14 protein-coding genes are annotated in these 12,790 nt (G+C 66.7%); 3 read left to right on the forward strand and 11 right to left on the reverse strand.

The genetic code is table 11. The features are described 5' to 3' along the window. The first annotated feature begins 26 nt into the window (after positions 1-26). Entirely contained in the window at positions 27-587 is a 561-nt protein-coding gene (locus WDB71_RS10690; RefSeq protein WP_341501579.1) for an LON peptidase substrate-binding domain-containing protein, read from the forward strand. A 1-nt stretch (position 588) separates the two neighbouring features. On the opposite strand, the gene WDB71_RS10695 is transcribed toward WDB71_RS10690, so the two are convergent. Next, a complete protein-coding gene (locus WDB71_RS10695; protein ID WP_341504206.1) occupies positions 589-1,611 on the reverse strand; it encodes an AI-2E family transporter in 1,023 nt (340 codons plus the stop codon). Positions 1,612-1,760: 149 nt separating this feature from the next. On the opposite strand from WDB71_RS10695, the gene folX reads away from it, so the two are divergent. Continuing rightward, a complete protein-coding gene (folX, locus tag WDB71_RS10700) occupies positions 1,761-2,126 on the forward strand; it encodes a dihydroneopterin triphosphate 2'-epimerase (RefSeq protein WP_341501580.1) in 366 nt (121 codons plus the stop codon). Further along, entirely contained in the window at positions 2,123-3,010 is an 888-nt protein-coding gene (locus tag WDB71_RS10705) for a TIGR01777 family oxidoreductase (RefSeq protein WP_341501581.1), read from the forward strand. The genes folX and WDB71_RS10705 overlap by 4 nt, the downstream gene beginning before the upstream one ends. Before the next feature lie 48 nt (positions 3,011-3,058). Here WDB71_RS10705 and WDB71_RS10710 read toward each other — a convergent pair whose 3' ends face one another. The 10 genes from WDB71_RS10710 to upp all read right to left on the reverse strand — a co-directional run bounded on the left by WDB71_RS10710 (position 3,059) and on the right by upp (position 12,779). Continuing rightward, positions 3,059-3,763 carry an MBL fold metallo-hydrolase gene (locus tag WDB71_RS10710; protein ID WP_341501583.1) on the reverse strand — a complete coding sequence of 235 codons (705 nt, stop codon included), beginning with the start codon at positions 3,761-3,763 and terminating at the stop codon, positions 3,059-3,061. An 18-nt stretch (positions 3,764-3,781) separates the two neighbouring features. Next, entirely contained in the window at positions 3,782-4,042 is a 261-nt protein-coding gene (locus WDB71_RS10715) for a metal-sensing transcriptional repressor (protein ID WP_341501585.1), read from the reverse strand. A gap of 48 nt (positions 4,043-4,090) precedes the next feature. Beyond that, positions 4,091-7,213, reverse strand: a complete 3,123-nt coding sequence (locus WDB71_RS10720) for an efflux RND transporter permease subunit (protein ID WP_341501587.1) — start codon at positions 7,211-7,213, stop codon at positions 4,091-4,093. After that, positions 7,206-8,168 carry an efflux RND transporter periplasmic adaptor subunit gene (locus WDB71_RS10725; protein ID WP_341501588.1) on the reverse strand — a complete coding sequence of 321 codons (963 nt, stop codon included), beginning with the start codon at positions 8,166-8,168 and terminating at the stop codon, positions 7,206-7,208. Before WDB71_RS10725 ends, WDB71_RS10720 begins: the two co-directional genes overlap by 8 nt. A gap of 9 nt (positions 8,169-8,177) precedes the next feature. Beyond that, positions 8,178-8,378 (reverse strand): DUF2892 domain-containing protein, encoded by a 201-nt coding sequence (locus WDB71_RS10730; RefSeq protein ID WP_341501589.1) that lies wholly within the window; start codon positions 8,376-8,378, stop codon positions 8,178-8,180. Then, on the reverse strand, positions 8,375-8,833 hold the full coding sequence (locus tag WDB71_RS10735; protein ID WP_341501590.1) for a hypothetical protein: 459 nt from the start codon (positions 8,831-8,833) through the stop codon (positions 8,375-8,377). Before WDB71_RS10735 ends, WDB71_RS10730 begins: the two co-directional genes overlap by 4 nt. 126 nt (positions 8,834-8,959) lie before the next feature. Then, positions 8,960-9,670, reverse strand: a complete 711-nt coding sequence (hda, locus tag WDB71_RS10740) for a DnaA inactivator Hda (RefSeq protein ID WP_341501591.1) — start codon at positions 9,668-9,670, stop codon at positions 8,960-8,962. A gap of 54 nt (positions 9,671-9,724) precedes the next feature. Beyond that, entirely contained in the window at positions 9,725-10,726 is a 1,002-nt protein-coding gene (locus tag WDB71_RS10745) for a DUF2066 domain-containing protein (RefSeq protein WP_341501592.1), read from the reverse strand. Positions 10,727-10,827: 101 nt separating this feature from the next. Beyond that, a complete protein-coding gene (locus WDB71_RS10750) occupies positions 10,828-12,087 on the reverse strand; it encodes a uracil-xanthine permease family protein (RefSeq protein WP_341501593.1) in 1,260 nt (419 codons plus the stop codon). 65 nt (positions 12,088-12,152) lie between these two features. Then, on the reverse strand, positions 12,153-12,779 hold the full coding sequence (gene upp, locus WDB71_RS10755; protein ID WP_341501594.1) for a uracil phosphoribosyltransferase: 627 nt from the start codon (positions 12,777-12,779) through the stop codon (positions 12,153-12,155). Positions 12,780-12,790: the final 11 nt, after the last annotated feature.

The raw sequence follows: 12,790 nt of genomic DNA on the forward strand, positions 1-12,790 counted from the left end.
GCCAGATAGCAGACCAAGGTGCACCCATGACACTGGCCCAGTTCGTCCTCGACGCCCAGCTCCTGCCCCAGGGGCGCCTGTCGCTCAGGGTATTCGAGCCCAGATACCTGCGGATGGTGGCCGATGCCATGGCCGGGCGACGGGGTTTTGGGATCTGCACGGCCGATCCCCAGGGCAGGCTCTGCCCCATAGGCACCTGGGTGGACATCATCGACTTCGAACGGCTGCCGGACGGCCTGCTGGGGCTGCTGGTACAGGGCAGGCAGCGTTATCGCATCCTCAGCAGCCACCAGGAAGAAGACCACCTGCAGGTGGCCGAGGTGGCCATGCTGCCCCAGTGGCCGGCCCACCCCATGACCCAGGCCGGAAAGCCGCTGTCGCGGCTGCTGTATCACCTGTTCGAGCTGCATCCGGAGCTGGCCGAGCTCTACCCAGAACGCCACTATGAGGATCTGACCTGGGTCACCGCCCGCTGGCTGGAGCTGCTGCCCCTCACCGGGCCCCAGCGCCAGCCGCTGATGCAGCCGGACAGCTGCGATCCGGCCCTGGACTTTCTCTGCAACCAGTTGACCAGGGCGCTTAGCTGAGTCAGCTGGCCCCTTCAGGCCTGGGTTCGGGCTCGGGCAGATCGCCGCTGAGCAGGATGGCGATGCGGGTGCTGGCCGGATGGGACTCCAGGGCTATCTTCAGCACCATGGTCAGGGGCACCGACAGCAGCATGCCGACCGTGCCCAGCAGCCAGCCCCAGACCACCAGTGACAGGAACACCACCAGGGTCGACAGGCCCAGGCCCCGGCCCATGAAGCGCGGCTCTATGACGTTGCCCATCAGGGTATTGGCGATCACGTAGCCCAGGCCCACCAGGCCGGCGTGGGCGAAGCCCAGCTGCACCAGCGCCAGCAGCACCGCCGGCACGGCGGCGATGATGGAGCCGATATTGGGGATGTAGTTGAGCAGGAAGGCCAGTACCCCCCACAGCAGCGGGAAATCCAGGCCCAGGGTCCAGACCCAGAGGCTGATCAGCGCCCCGGTGCCCAGGCTGACCAGGGTCTTGATGGCCAGGTAATGGTTGACGGACTCGAAGAAACGGTCGATGCCCTGGATGACGTTGGCCGGATCGTCCATGGCCAGGTGGATCTTGCGCGGCAGCTGCTCGGCCTCGAACAGCATGAAGATCACCGTCAGCAGGATCAGGAAGAAGTTGGTCATCAGGCTGCCCAGGCTGGACAGGGTGTTGGCGGCCATGCTCATGGCGGCGCCGGGATCCAGTATGGTCTGCAGCTGGGTGCGGTCGATATGGATATTGAGCTCCGCCAGCTTCTGGGTCAGCCAGCCGAACTGCTCCAGCAGCCGATCCCGGTATTCGGGGATGTTGGCGGAGAAGGTGTTCAGGGAGCTGCCCACCAGGCCGGCCAGCATCAGGCCGACCAGCACCACCAGGGCGATGATCAGCACCACCGCCAGTACCCGCGGCACCTTGTAACGGGACAACCGGCTCACCAGGGGGTTGCAGATGATGGCGATGAAGGTGGCCAGCAGGAAGGGCACCAGTATGGCGGCGGCGGTCTTGATCCCGGCCAGTACTATGACCAGGGCCGCCAGGGAAAGCATCCAGCTTCGTGACACGATGTGGTTTCCAGACAGTCGAATTGCCCCCAGTGTGGAGAAAGCGCGCCGCGGAGTAAAGATCCCCTGGCCGCCTTGCCCCGCTCGCCTTCATCCGGTTTACTGAGTAAAAACGGACACTTACAGGACGCGCCATGACCCTCGACGACGCCCAGATCCACATCAAGAGCCTGCGCCTGCGCACCCATATCGGCATCAAGGACGAGGAGATCCAGAACCGCCAGGACGTGGTCATCAACATCCGCATCCGCTACCGGGCCGACCAGGCCTCCGGCAGCGACGACATGACCGACGCCCTCAACTACCGCACCATCACCAAGCAGGTCATCGAGCACGTCGAATCCAACCGTTTCTTTTTGCTAGAAAAGCTCACCTCGGACGTGCTGGCCATCGCCGCCGAGCATCCCTGGGTGCGCTATGCTGAGGTGGAGATCGACAAGCCCCACGCGCTGCGGTTTGCCGACTCGGTATCCCTGACACTGTCGACGAGCAAGGCATGAAACCCAAGCTGCTGATCACCGGGGGCACCGGCTTTATCGGCCAGGCCCTGATCCCCACCCTCTGCGACTGGGACATCACAGTGCTCAGCCGCAGCCGCGAGAAGACCCGGTCCCTCTTTGGCGAGTCGGTCGCCTGGGTCGGCAATGTTCCCGAGCTCAGCGGCTTCGATGCGGTCATCAACCTGGCCGGCGAGCCCATCGCCGACAAGCGCTGGACCAAGGTCCGCAAACAGCGCATCTGCCAGAGCCGCTGGCAGCTCACCGAGGAGCTGGTCCAGGCCATAGCCCGGGCCGAGCAGCCACCCAGGGTGCTGATCTCCGGCTCCGCCATCGGCTATTACGGCGCCCAGCCCAGCACCACCTCCATCACCGAGGAATTCACCCAGCCCCATGACGAATTCGCCCACCGCCTCTGCGAACGCTGGGAGGCACTGGCCAAGGAAGCCATGCCCCACTGCCGGGTCTGCCTGCTGCGCACCGGCCTGGTGCTGGACCAGGGCGGTGGCGCCCTCAAGAAGATGCTGCCGGCCTTCAGGCTGGGGCTGGGCGGGCGCATCGGTGACGGCGAACAGATCATGAGCTGGATCCACCGTGACGACATGGTGGCCATCATCCGCTTCCTGCTGGAACACGATGAGCTGTCCGGCGCCTTCAACTGCACCGCCCCCTTCCCGGTGTCCAACCAGGCCTTCGCCAAGGCCCTGGGCCACGCCCTGCACCGCCCGGCCCTGCTGCCGGTGCCGGCGCCGGCCTTGAGGCTGATGCTGGGGGAAATGAGCGAGCTGCTGCTCACCGGCCAGAAGGTGATCCCGGCCCGGCTGCTGGCGGCCGGCTTCCAGCACCGCTATCCGCGCATAGAGGAGGCGCTGCAGGCCAGCCTCTGAACAAGGCGCCCTTGGGCGCCTTGGCGTCGGCAGGTACCGCCACCGTCCCTATTCCGCTTCGTCCAGGCCGCAATGTCTGTTGGCCGGCACCGCCAGGTCCATCATCTTGGGGTGGGGCAGCTTCAGCCCGGCCATCAGGGCGATATAGGCGTCCCGATCCGGCACCTGCAGGCGCGGGTTGTGGCGGCGCTCCTCCCCTATGGTGCTGACGGTCCAGCCCTTGTAGTCATGGGCCGGGTAGACCAGGGTCTCGTCCTTGAGGGCCAGCAGCTTCTGCTGAATGGCGTCGTACTGGGCGCCGGCATCGCCGTTCTGGAAATCGGTGCGGCCGGTGCCGCGGATCAGCAGGGTGTCGCCGGTGAAGACCATGGACTTGCCGTCCGCCTCCAGGTGGAAGCAGTAGGAATCGTCGGTATGGCCAGGGGTGTAGATGGGGATCAGCTTGTGGCGGCCAAAGGCGATGGGGGTGCCTTCCTGGTAGCGGCGCCTGACGCAGTCGGCCCTGGCCTCCCGGCCCAGCAGGTTGGGGCAGTCCAGCTCCCGGGCCAGGTGACCGCTGGCGGTGACGTGATCGGCGTGGATATGGGTGTCCAGCACCGCCACCAGGGTCAGCGCCAGCTCCGCCAGCAGCTGCCGGTATGCCGGGAGCTGGTCAAGCACCGGATCGATCAGCACCGCCTCCCTGCTGTCCTGGTCCGCCAGCAGGTAGCTGTAGGTGGCGCTTTCCTTGTCGATCAGTTGCCGAAACAGCATGGGCACCTCCTTCAGTTCTTAGGCGTATTTGGCCAGCAGCCGGCGGATCTCGGCCATCCGCTCGCTCTGATCGCCGTCGCCCAGGGCGCTGCCTTCGATGACACAGGCCATCATCTCGAAGAAGGCCTTGTCCAGGGCCTTGCGCGACGCGGTCATCTGCTGCATCACCTTCTCGCAGTCCGCCTCTTCGCGGATGAGCTTCTGGATGCCGCGCAGCTGTCCTTCGATGCGGGCCAGCCGCTTGAGCATCTTGTCCTGTTGTTCTGGTGTCGGTTGCATTGTCGCCAGTCTTTCTTTCATAGCAGGCTTCATGATCCTTCTCCCGCCTCAGGCTGTAAAGCCATGGCGCCGCACCAGGCTGGCAAACAGCAGCGGGATCACCAGCAGGGTCAACAGGGTGGAAATGGCGATGCCAAAGATGAGACTCACCGCCAGGCCGTTGAAGATGGGGTCGTCGAGGATGAAGAAGGCCCCCAGCATGGCCGCCAGCGCCGTCAGCAGGATCGGCTTAGCCCTGACCGCCGCAGAGGACACCACCGCCTCGTCCAGCGCAACGCCCCTGGCCAGGGCCTCGCGGATGAAGTCCACCAGCAGTATGGAGTTGCGGACTATGATGCCGGCCAGGGCGATCATGCCGATCATGGAGGTGGCGGTGAATTGGGCGCCCAGCAGGGCATGACCGGGCATGATACCGATCAGGGTCAGGGGTATGGGCGCCATGATCACCAGCGGCACGCCGTAGGAGCCGAAATGGCCCACCACCAGCAGGTAGATGAGCACCAGGCCGACGGCGTAGGCCAGGCCCATGTCCCTGAAGGTTTCATAGGTGATCTGCCACTCGCCGCCCCACTTCAGGGCGGCGCCGTTGAGGGCCAGGGGCTGTTCGGTATAGCTCTGGACCATGTCCAGCCTGGCACCGGCAGCAAAGAGCCCGTACAGGGGGCTGTCCAGGGCGCCGGCCATGTCGGCGGTCACATAGACCACAGGTTGCAGATCCTTGTGGAAAATAGGTTGCTGCCAGGGCCGCCGTTCTCTTAGTACCAGCTCCCCAACCGGCACCGCCAGGCCGGTATCGCTCAGCACCGTCAGGCCCATCAGCTGCTCCAGGCCGGTGTCGGCCCGGGGTACGGTCAGGCGCACCGGCACCGCGTCCCGCTCCCCTGGCCCCTGCAGGTAACCGCCGTCCTGGCCGGCCATGGCCAGGGCCAGTACCTGGCCGAGCTGGCGGGGGTCGACGCCAAGGCGGGCGGCCTTGTGGTGGTCGATGCGCCAGAATTCCTCGTCAACCCGGGCCACCAGGCTGCTGTCCAGATCCACTATGCCGTCTGTTTCGGCCAGGGCCGCCATGACCTGCTCGGCGCCGTGACGGCGGCTGGCCGCGTCCGGGCCGTAGACTTCCGCCACCAGCGGCGCCAGCACCGGCGGGCCGGGCGGCACCTCCACCACCTTGAGGCTGCCGCCCCAGGCACTGGCAATGGCGGCCAGGGCGGGCCGGACGGCGGTGGCGATGGCGTGGCTGGCGCGGTCGCGCTGGCCCTTGTCCACCAGTTGCACCTGGACGTCCCCCTGCTGGGGTGAGTGCCTCAGGTAGTACTGGCGCACCAGGCCGTTGAAACCGATGGGGGCGGCGGTGCCGGCCTGGATCTGGGTGGACTTGACCTCGGGAACGGCATCCAGAGCGGCGGCCAGGGCCAGCAGCACCCTGTTGGTGTCCTCCAGGCTGGTGCCCTCGGGCATGTCCAGCACCAGCTTGAACTCGCTCTTGTTGTCGAACGGCAGCATCTTCAGCACCACCAGCTGTACCGCCGCCAGGGCCATGGCCGCCAGGATCAGGGCGACCAGACCCAAGCCCAGCAGGTAGCGGTTGCGGCGCCTGGCCAGGAAGGGCCGGAACAAGGCCTGGAACAGGCCCTGCAACCACCCCGGGCCGGCTGGCTCGTGATGCCGGTCCGCCAGCCAGTGCCGGGACAGCCAGGGGGTCAGGGTCAGGGCCACCAGCAGCGACAACAGCATGCCCATGGAGGCATTGATGGGAATGGGGCTCATGTAGGGCCCCATCAACCCGGAAACGAAGGCCATGGGCAGCAAGGCGGCGATGACGGTGAAGGTGGCCAATATGGTGGGCCCGCCGACCTCGCCGACCGCCTCGGGAATGGCCCGGGCCAGCGGCTTGCCGAGCCCCAGGTGCCGGTGGATGTTCTCCACCACCACTATGGCGTCGTCCACCAGGATACCGATGGAGAAGATCAGCGCGAACAACGACACCCGGTTGAGAGTGAAACCCCAGGCCCAGGAGGCGAACAGGATCAGGGCCAACGTCAGCACCACAGCACTGCCCACCACCAGAGCCTCGCGGCGGCCAAGGGCAAACAGCACCAGGGCCACCACCGAGACGGTGGCGAAGATCAGCTTGTGGATCAGGGTATTGGCCTTGTCGTCTGCACTCTGGCCGTAGTTGCGACTGACGTCGAACTGCACCTGGTCCGGCAACAGCTCCGTCCTGAGCTGCTGCCAGCGCGCCAGCACCGCCTGGGCGACGGTGACGGCATTTTCGCCCGGCTTCTTGGTCACGGTCAGGGTCAGGGCCGGCACCGCCTCGCCGCCCTTGGGCCTGTGCCAGAGGTAATGGCTTGGGCGCTGCGGCTGGCTGTGGAGGGTTGCTATCTCGGCCAGGCGCAGCGGCTTGCCGTCCCTGACCGCCACCACCAGCTCGGCCAGCTCCTGCTGGCTCTGGAAGAAACGGCCCAGCTGCACCGGCACCAGAGCGCCCTGCTCCAGCCGGCTGCCGGCCTGCACGCTGTGGTTCTGGGCCGCCAGGGCCTGGAGCAGCTCGTTGACCGACAGGCCATGGCGGGCCAGGGCGCCGGTGTCCAGGCGCACCTCCACCAGCTCCTCGGCGCCGCCGATGATCTCGATGTCACGGGTGCCCGGCACCGCCTTGAGATAGGGCGTCAGGGAATCGGCCAGATCCTTGAGCTGGGCCGGCGCCAGACCCCAGAGGGTGAGGGCCAGGATCGGCACGTCGTCTATGCCCCTGGCCTTGACCAGGGGCTGGCCGATGGGAAAGTGACGGGGCTTCCAGTCCTGGTTATGGGCCAGGCTGTCGAAGATACGCACCAGCGCCGCCTGCCTGGGCACGCCGACCTCGAACTGGACGGTCACCAGCGCCTGGCCGGGGCTGGACAGCGAGTAGAGGTGCTCTACCCCGGGCAGGCGCGCCAGCTGCTCCTCCAGGGGTGAAGCCAGCTGGGCCTCCACCTCGCGGGCGGTGGCGCCGGGATAGGCCAGCATCACGTCGACCATGGTGACGTCGATCTGCGGCTCTTCCTCCCTGGGGGTGATCAGGGCCGCCAGCAGCCCCAGCAGCAGGCCCACCAGGGCCAGCAGCGGCGTCAGCCGCGAGCCGGCCGCGGCCCTGGCCAGGCGACCGGAAAGGCCCAGCCTACTCATCGTCTTCCCCCCAGCGGATCTCATCGCCATCCTTCAGGCCGGACAGCACCTCGACCTTGTCGCCGAAGCGACGGCCCAGCACTACCGCCTGCCACCGGGGCCTGTCACCCAGCCGCCGCACCAGGGTCAGCTCGCCTCGGCGGACCACGGCGGCCACCGGGATCACCAGCCCCTCGCGGCTGCCAAGGGACACCGCCACCTGGCGCCATTGACCGGGCACCAGCTGCGGCTCGGCATTCAGTCCCAGGCGGAGCCGGGCGGTGCCGCTGGCGGGGTCGTCTTGGGGGAACAGCACGAAACTGGCCACCGGCAGCCGGCGCCCTTCTTCCAGCAACCAGGCCTGGCGCTGCGCCTCGGCATCGGCCCGGTAGCGGCCGGGCATGTCGACGTGCAGACGCAGGGATTGGGGATCGAAGCCGGACAGCAGCGCCGTACCGGGCCAGACCAGCTCGCCCACTTCCACGTGGCGGGCGCTGACCACACCGCCATAGGGGGCATGGACCTCGGTGTAGGAAAGCTGCTCTCGCGCCTGCTTGAGCCCGGCCTGGGTCGCCGCCAGCCGGGCCTGGGCTTCATCGAGGCGGCCCCTGGCCCGGTCCAGTTCGGCCTTGGGCTGCAGTCCCTTGCCGACCAGCTCGCTGATCCGCCGCCATTCCCGGCGTTCGCTGACCAGCCGGGCCTGGGCGGCTTCCAGCTGGGCCTGGGCCCGGTTCAGGCCCTGCTGCTGCTCGACGCCGATCAGGGTCAACAGCAGGGCGCCGGCATCCACCCGGTCACCCACATCCACCAGCAGCGACGCCACCCGTCCCGAGGTCTGGGCTGAAACGGTGGCGCCGCGCACCGCTTCCACCTGGCCCTGGAGCACCAGCTCCCGGGGCAAGGGGGTCGGTGTCAGGGTCCAGCCCTGTGCCCATGCCAGAAACGGCAGCGTCAACAACCCGATCCAGGCTCTCATCATCGTCTCCTAAAACGCCTTACCCGCGGGCATACCCAGCCTGGCCAGCAGCCTGGCCAGGGGACAGAAGCCGGTAAAGGCCGCCTGCAGCAGGTTGGCCCCCACGAAGGCGGTCAGCAGCAGCCACCAGGGACTGTGCCAGTGACCCAGGGCCAGGCCGAGCAGCACCATCAGGCCCGCAAAGGCCATCACCAGGCGATCGATATTCATCCTTGTGCCTCCTGCTGGTCTTGCAGGCACTGGCGCACCGACTTTTCCAGCTTGGTCAGACCGGCCACCCGGCCCTGGACAATGGCCTGCTCCAGAGCCAGGCCGTCGCAATGGAACAGCTTGGCCGCCAGCATGCCGCCGGCGCGGTTGCCGGTACTGCAGTGCATCACCATGGGATAGGCGTCGACGTCGTCCAGCACCGCCTGCAGGGTCCTGGCCGCAGCCGGGGTCATGTCCGCCGGCCCGCTGATGGGCATGGCCACAAAGCGCATGCCCAGCTCGCTGACCAGCCGCTGCTCGTCGAAGCTGCATTCGCCGGGCTGGCAGAAGCTGAGCACCGTCCTGACGCCGGCCCCGGCGAGGGCGCGCACTTGCTCGGCGCTTGGCAGGCCACAGCTGATCAGCTTGTCGCTGACCTCGTGTTTATTGGGCAGTTCCAGTGTATTCAGGGTCATCTTGGTCACCTCCTTCATACCCCCAAGGGTATCCTGGCCAGAAAAAAGATCAAGTACCCCCAGGGGTATTTTGGGCGGCGCACAAAAAAGCCGCCTTGCGGCGGCTCTTTTTGATGGTGGCAGATGTCAGAGCGACAGCGCCTGCTTGACGAAGGGAATGGTGAGCTTGCGCTGGGCGGCGATGGAAGCCTTGTCCAGCTCGTCCAGGGTGTCGAACAACGAGCGCATGTCCCGGCTCAGGCGGTTGAGCAGGAAGCGGCCCACATCGTCCGGCAGCTTGAAGCCTCGCAGGCCGGCCCTGAGCTGCATGGCCGCCAGCTTGCCCTCGTCGTCCAGTACCTGGAGCTGGTAGGTCACCCCCCAGTCCAGGCGCGACACCAGATCCGGCAACTCGAAGCCCACCTGCCTGGGCACGGCCCGGGCGCCGATGATGAGATGGGCACCATCCGGCGTTTCCAGCACCCTGTTGTAGAGATCGAAGATCTGCCTTTCCCAGCGGCTGTCACCGGCGATGGCGTCGATGTCGTCGATGCACACCAGCGGCAGTGTCTCCATGCCTTCGAGCATGGCCGGATCCATCATGTCCTTCATGGACAGGGGCAGGTAGGCAGCGGGGGCGCCGCGCTCGGCGGCCAGGGCGCAGGCGGCGTGCAGCAGGTGGGTGCGGCCGCAATGGGGCTTGCCCCAGAGATAGAGGACACGCTTGCCCTCGGCCCGGGCGCCGTTCTTGACGGCGGCCACCACCTGGGAATTTTCCCCGGGGTAGAAACTGACGAAGGTCTCGTCGTCCGGCAACTGCACCGCCAGGGGCAGCTGGGTTGATTCAGTCTGACTCACAGGATGCCATTGGTTGAAAACGCGGGCCGAGTCTAGCACGACCCGCACAGGAAATCAGGGCACGGCGAACAGGTAGCTGCCGTCCGGCTGGGCCTGGAAGTAAGGGCTCAGCGACAGGGCCTGGTGCAGCTGCTGCTCGTCACCGCGCAGCTGCACCAGGAAGGTGATGCTGTCCCCCTGCAGCAGGCTCGGCGACAGATTCGCCACCACCGGCAGCTTGCCCAGCACCTTCATGGCGCGCAGGTAGTGCTGGTGGCGATACAGGCCGGTCACCTTCAGGGTCACGGGCTCGCTGTCCTGGCCACCGGCAATGGCCAGCCTGGCCGCCATCTCCTGGCCCAGCTGGGTCACCAGGCCCACCATGGCCTCGGCCTCGCTGGCGGCCTGCAACCGGCCACGCAGGCTGAGCTCGCCTTCCAGCTGCCAGTCCAGCTGCCACTGGCCGTCGGACGGCCACAGCCTGGCCATAACGAACTGGCTGGCCGGGTAGCGGCGGCTGGCATCGGCCACCGGCTCCACGAAGCGGCCCCAGATGTCGGTGGTGGACAGGGCCAGTTTGTCGTCCAGATCGCCCAGCGGCAGCATCAGCGGCAGGCCCCGCGCCGCGGCGGTGGCCGTCAGCAGTTGGGCCTGGTCGCCCAGGCTGGACTCGGTCAGCAGCTCCCGGCCGCTGGCGTCCTGGCGCACCAGCCAGATCAGGGTCTGGGGCCGCTCTGCGCCCCAGAAGGACAGGCCATGGCGCCACAGGCTCTCGGTGAGCGGCTTGGCGTCGAAGACCGCATAGAGGTTGAGACCGTCCTCATCCTGGCCGTAACGGAACGACAGCAGGTAGGGATTGGCATCGGCCAGCAGCGCCTGGGCCTCGGGCTTCTGGGCGATGTCGGCATCGCCGGTGACCTTGATCAGGATCTCGGTGAAGGCGGTCTTGACGGCGGCCTGGCGAGCCTGCTCGCCCTGGCCGTCGACGGCCACCTTGGCCCGGAACAGATCCTCGACCTGCACCGCCTCGGCGCTCAGGCTGACCAAAGCCAGGGCCAGTAATAGGGCTTTGTACATGGCGTTCTCCATGCCATTGAAATTGGACGGGATCATAGAAAGCCCGTCACCAGAGCTCAAGGAAAAATCAAGCGGCCCTCAGGCCGCTTTCAGCTTGCCGCTCAGTGACGCTGCTGGGGCAGCACCAGGTTGAGCAGGATGGCCACCAGGGCGCAGAGGCTGATGCCCTGCAGGCTGAATTCGCCAAAGCCCAGGCTCATGCCGCCGACACCGAACACCAGCACCACAGAGGCGATGACCAGATTGCGGGGCTCGGACAGGTCGACCTTGGCCTTGACCAGGGTGTTCATGCCCACCACGGCGATGGAGCCGAACAGCAGCACCATGATGCCGCCCATCACCACGGTGGGGATGGACTGCAGGGCCGCGCCCAGCTTGCCGACGAAGGCCAGCACTATGGCAAAGCCGGCCGCCCAGGTCATGATGCGGGGATCGAAGTTGCGGGTCAGGGTCACGGCCCCGGTCACCTCGGAATAGGTGGTGTTGGGCGGGCCACCGAACAGGGCAGCGGTGGTGGTAGCCAGGCCGTCACCCAGCAGGGTGCGGTGCAGGCCGGGCTTCTTGACGTAATCCTTGCCGGTCACCGAGCCGATGGCCAGCACGTCACCCACGTGCTCGATGGCCGGCGCTATGGCCACCGGCAGCATCCACAGGATGGCCTCCCAATGGAACTCCGGGGTCACGAAGTCCGGCACCGCCAGCCAGGGGGCGGAAGCCAGGGCGTCGAAGCTGACGATGCCGTAGCCGAGCGACAGGCCGTAACCCACCACGATGCCGGCAAAGATGGGGATGAGCCTGAACAGGCCCCTGGCCATGGTCGCCACCAGCAGGGTGGTCACCAGGGAGGCCATGGAGATGATCAGGGCGGTATCGGCGGCCACCAGTTGGGCACTGCCGTCGCCGGTCTTGCCCATGGCCATGTTGACGCCCACCGAAGCCAGCGACAGGCCGATCACCACTATGATGGGCCCCACCACCACAGGCGGCAGCAGCCGCTCTATGATGGCCAGGCCCTGGACCCGCACCACGGCGGCGATCAGCATGTAGATCACGCCACAGGCGGCCAGGCCGCCCAGGGTGGCCGCCAGGCCGAACTGCTGGCTGCCGAGGATCACCGGCGCGATGAAGGCAAAGCTGGAGGCCAGGAACACCGGCACCTGGCGCTTGGTGACCAGCTGGAAGATCAGGGTGCCGACGCCGGCGGTGAAGAAGGCCACATTGGGATCCAGGCCGGTCAGCAGCGGCATCAGCACCAGGGCGCCAAAGGCCACGAACAGCATCTGGGCGCCGATCAGCGCCCGCTTGGGCATGCTGTCCACCTGCCAGTGGATCTGGCCCAGGGGTTGAGGATTGTCAGTCATTGTTATGTCTCATCAGGTTGCCAAAGCCGGTAAAAAAACAGCCGGCGAGCCGGCTGTCCTGGTCGTTACTTGGTGCCGAAAATCTTGTCGCCGGCGTCACCCAGGCCGGGCACTATGTAGCCCTTGTCGTTGAGGTGGTCGTCGACGGCGGCGGTGTACAGCTCGATGTCCGGGTGGGCTGCTTCCAGGGCCTTGAGGCCTTCCGGGGCCGCCACCAGCACCAGCACCTTGATGTGCTTGCAGCCACGCTTCTTCAGCAGGTCCAGGGTGGCGATCATGGAGCCGCCGGTGGCCAGCATGGGATCCACCACCAGGGCGGTGCGCTCCTCTATCTCGCCGCACAGCTTCTCGAAATAAGGTACCGGCTCCAGGGTTTCCTCGTCCCGATAGATGCCCACCACAGACACCCGGGCCGACGGCAGGTGCTCCAGCACCCCGTCCAGCATGCCCAGGCCGGCGCGCAGGATAGGCACCACCGTCACCTTCTTGCCCTTGAGCTGCTGCACCTGCACCGGCCCGTCCCAACCGGCGATGGTGACGGTCTCCAGCTCGAAATCCTTGGTCGCCTCGTAGGTGAGCAGGCTGCCCACCTCCGCCGCCAGCTCGCGAAAACGCTTGGTGCTGATGTCGGCTTCGCGCATCAGACCAATCTTGTGTTTCACCAGCGGGTGCATGACCTCACATACCTTCATATCGGGCTCTC

This window comes from Gallaecimonas sp. GXIMD4217, assembly GCF_038087665.1.
Classification (GTDB): Bacteria; Pseudomonadota; Gammaproteobacteria; order Enterobacterales; family Gallaecimonadaceae; genus Gallaecimonas.

Bases quoted from the DNA above. Each gene is read 5' to 3' on its own strand.
- WDB71_RS10730 (WP_341501589.1), bottom strand. From the start codon at position 8,378: ATGAATATCGATCGCCTGGTGATGGCCTTTGCGGGCCTGATGGTGCTG.
- upp (WP_341501594.1), bottom strand. From the start codon at position 12,779: ATGAAGGTATGTGAGGTCATGCACCCGCTGGTGAAACACAAGATTGGT.
- WDB71_RS10720 (WP_341501587.1), bottom strand. From the start codon at position 7,213: ATGAGTAGGCTGGGCCTTTCCGGTCGCCTGGCCAGGGCCGCGGCCGGC.
- folX (WP_341501580.1), top strand. From the start codon at position 1,761: ATGACCCTCGACGACGCCCAGATCCACATCAAGAGCCTGCGCCTGCGC.
- WDB71_RS10695 (WP_341504206.1), bottom strand. From the start codon at position 1,611: ATGCTTTCCCTGGCGGCCCTGGTCATAGTACTGGCCGGGATCAAGACC.
- WDB71_RS10750 (WP_341501593.1), bottom strand. From the start codon at position 12,087: ATGACTGACAATCCTCAACCCCTGGGCCAGATCCACTGGCAGGTGGAC.
- WDB71_RS10690 (WP_341501579.1), top strand. From the start codon at position 27: ATGACACTGGCCCAGTTCGTCCTCGACGCCCAGCTCCTGCCCCAGGGG.
- WDB71_RS10715 (WP_341501585.1), bottom strand. From the start codon at position 4,042: ATGCAACCGACACCAGAACAACAGGACAAGATGCTCAAGCGGCTGGCC.
- WDB71_RS10710 (WP_341501583.1), bottom strand. From the start codon at position 3,763: ATGCTGTTTCGGCAACTGATCGACAAGGAAAGCGCCACCTACAGCTAC.
- WDB71_RS10735 (WP_341501590.1), bottom strand. From the start codon at position 8,833: ATGACCCTGAATACACTGGAACTGCCCAATAAACACGAGGTCAGCGAC.
- WDB71_RS10745 (WP_341501592.1), bottom strand. From the start codon at position 10,726: ATGTACAAAGCCCTATTACTGGCCCTGGCTTTGGTCAGCCTGAGCGCC.
- WDB71_RS10705 (WP_341501581.1), top strand. From the start codon at position 2,123: ATGAAACCCAAGCTGCTGATCACCGGGGGCACCGGCTTTATCGGCCAG.
- WDB71_RS10725 (WP_341501588.1), bottom strand. From the start codon at position 8,168: ATGAGAGCCTGGATCGGGTTGTTGACGCTGCCGTTTCTGGCATGGGCA.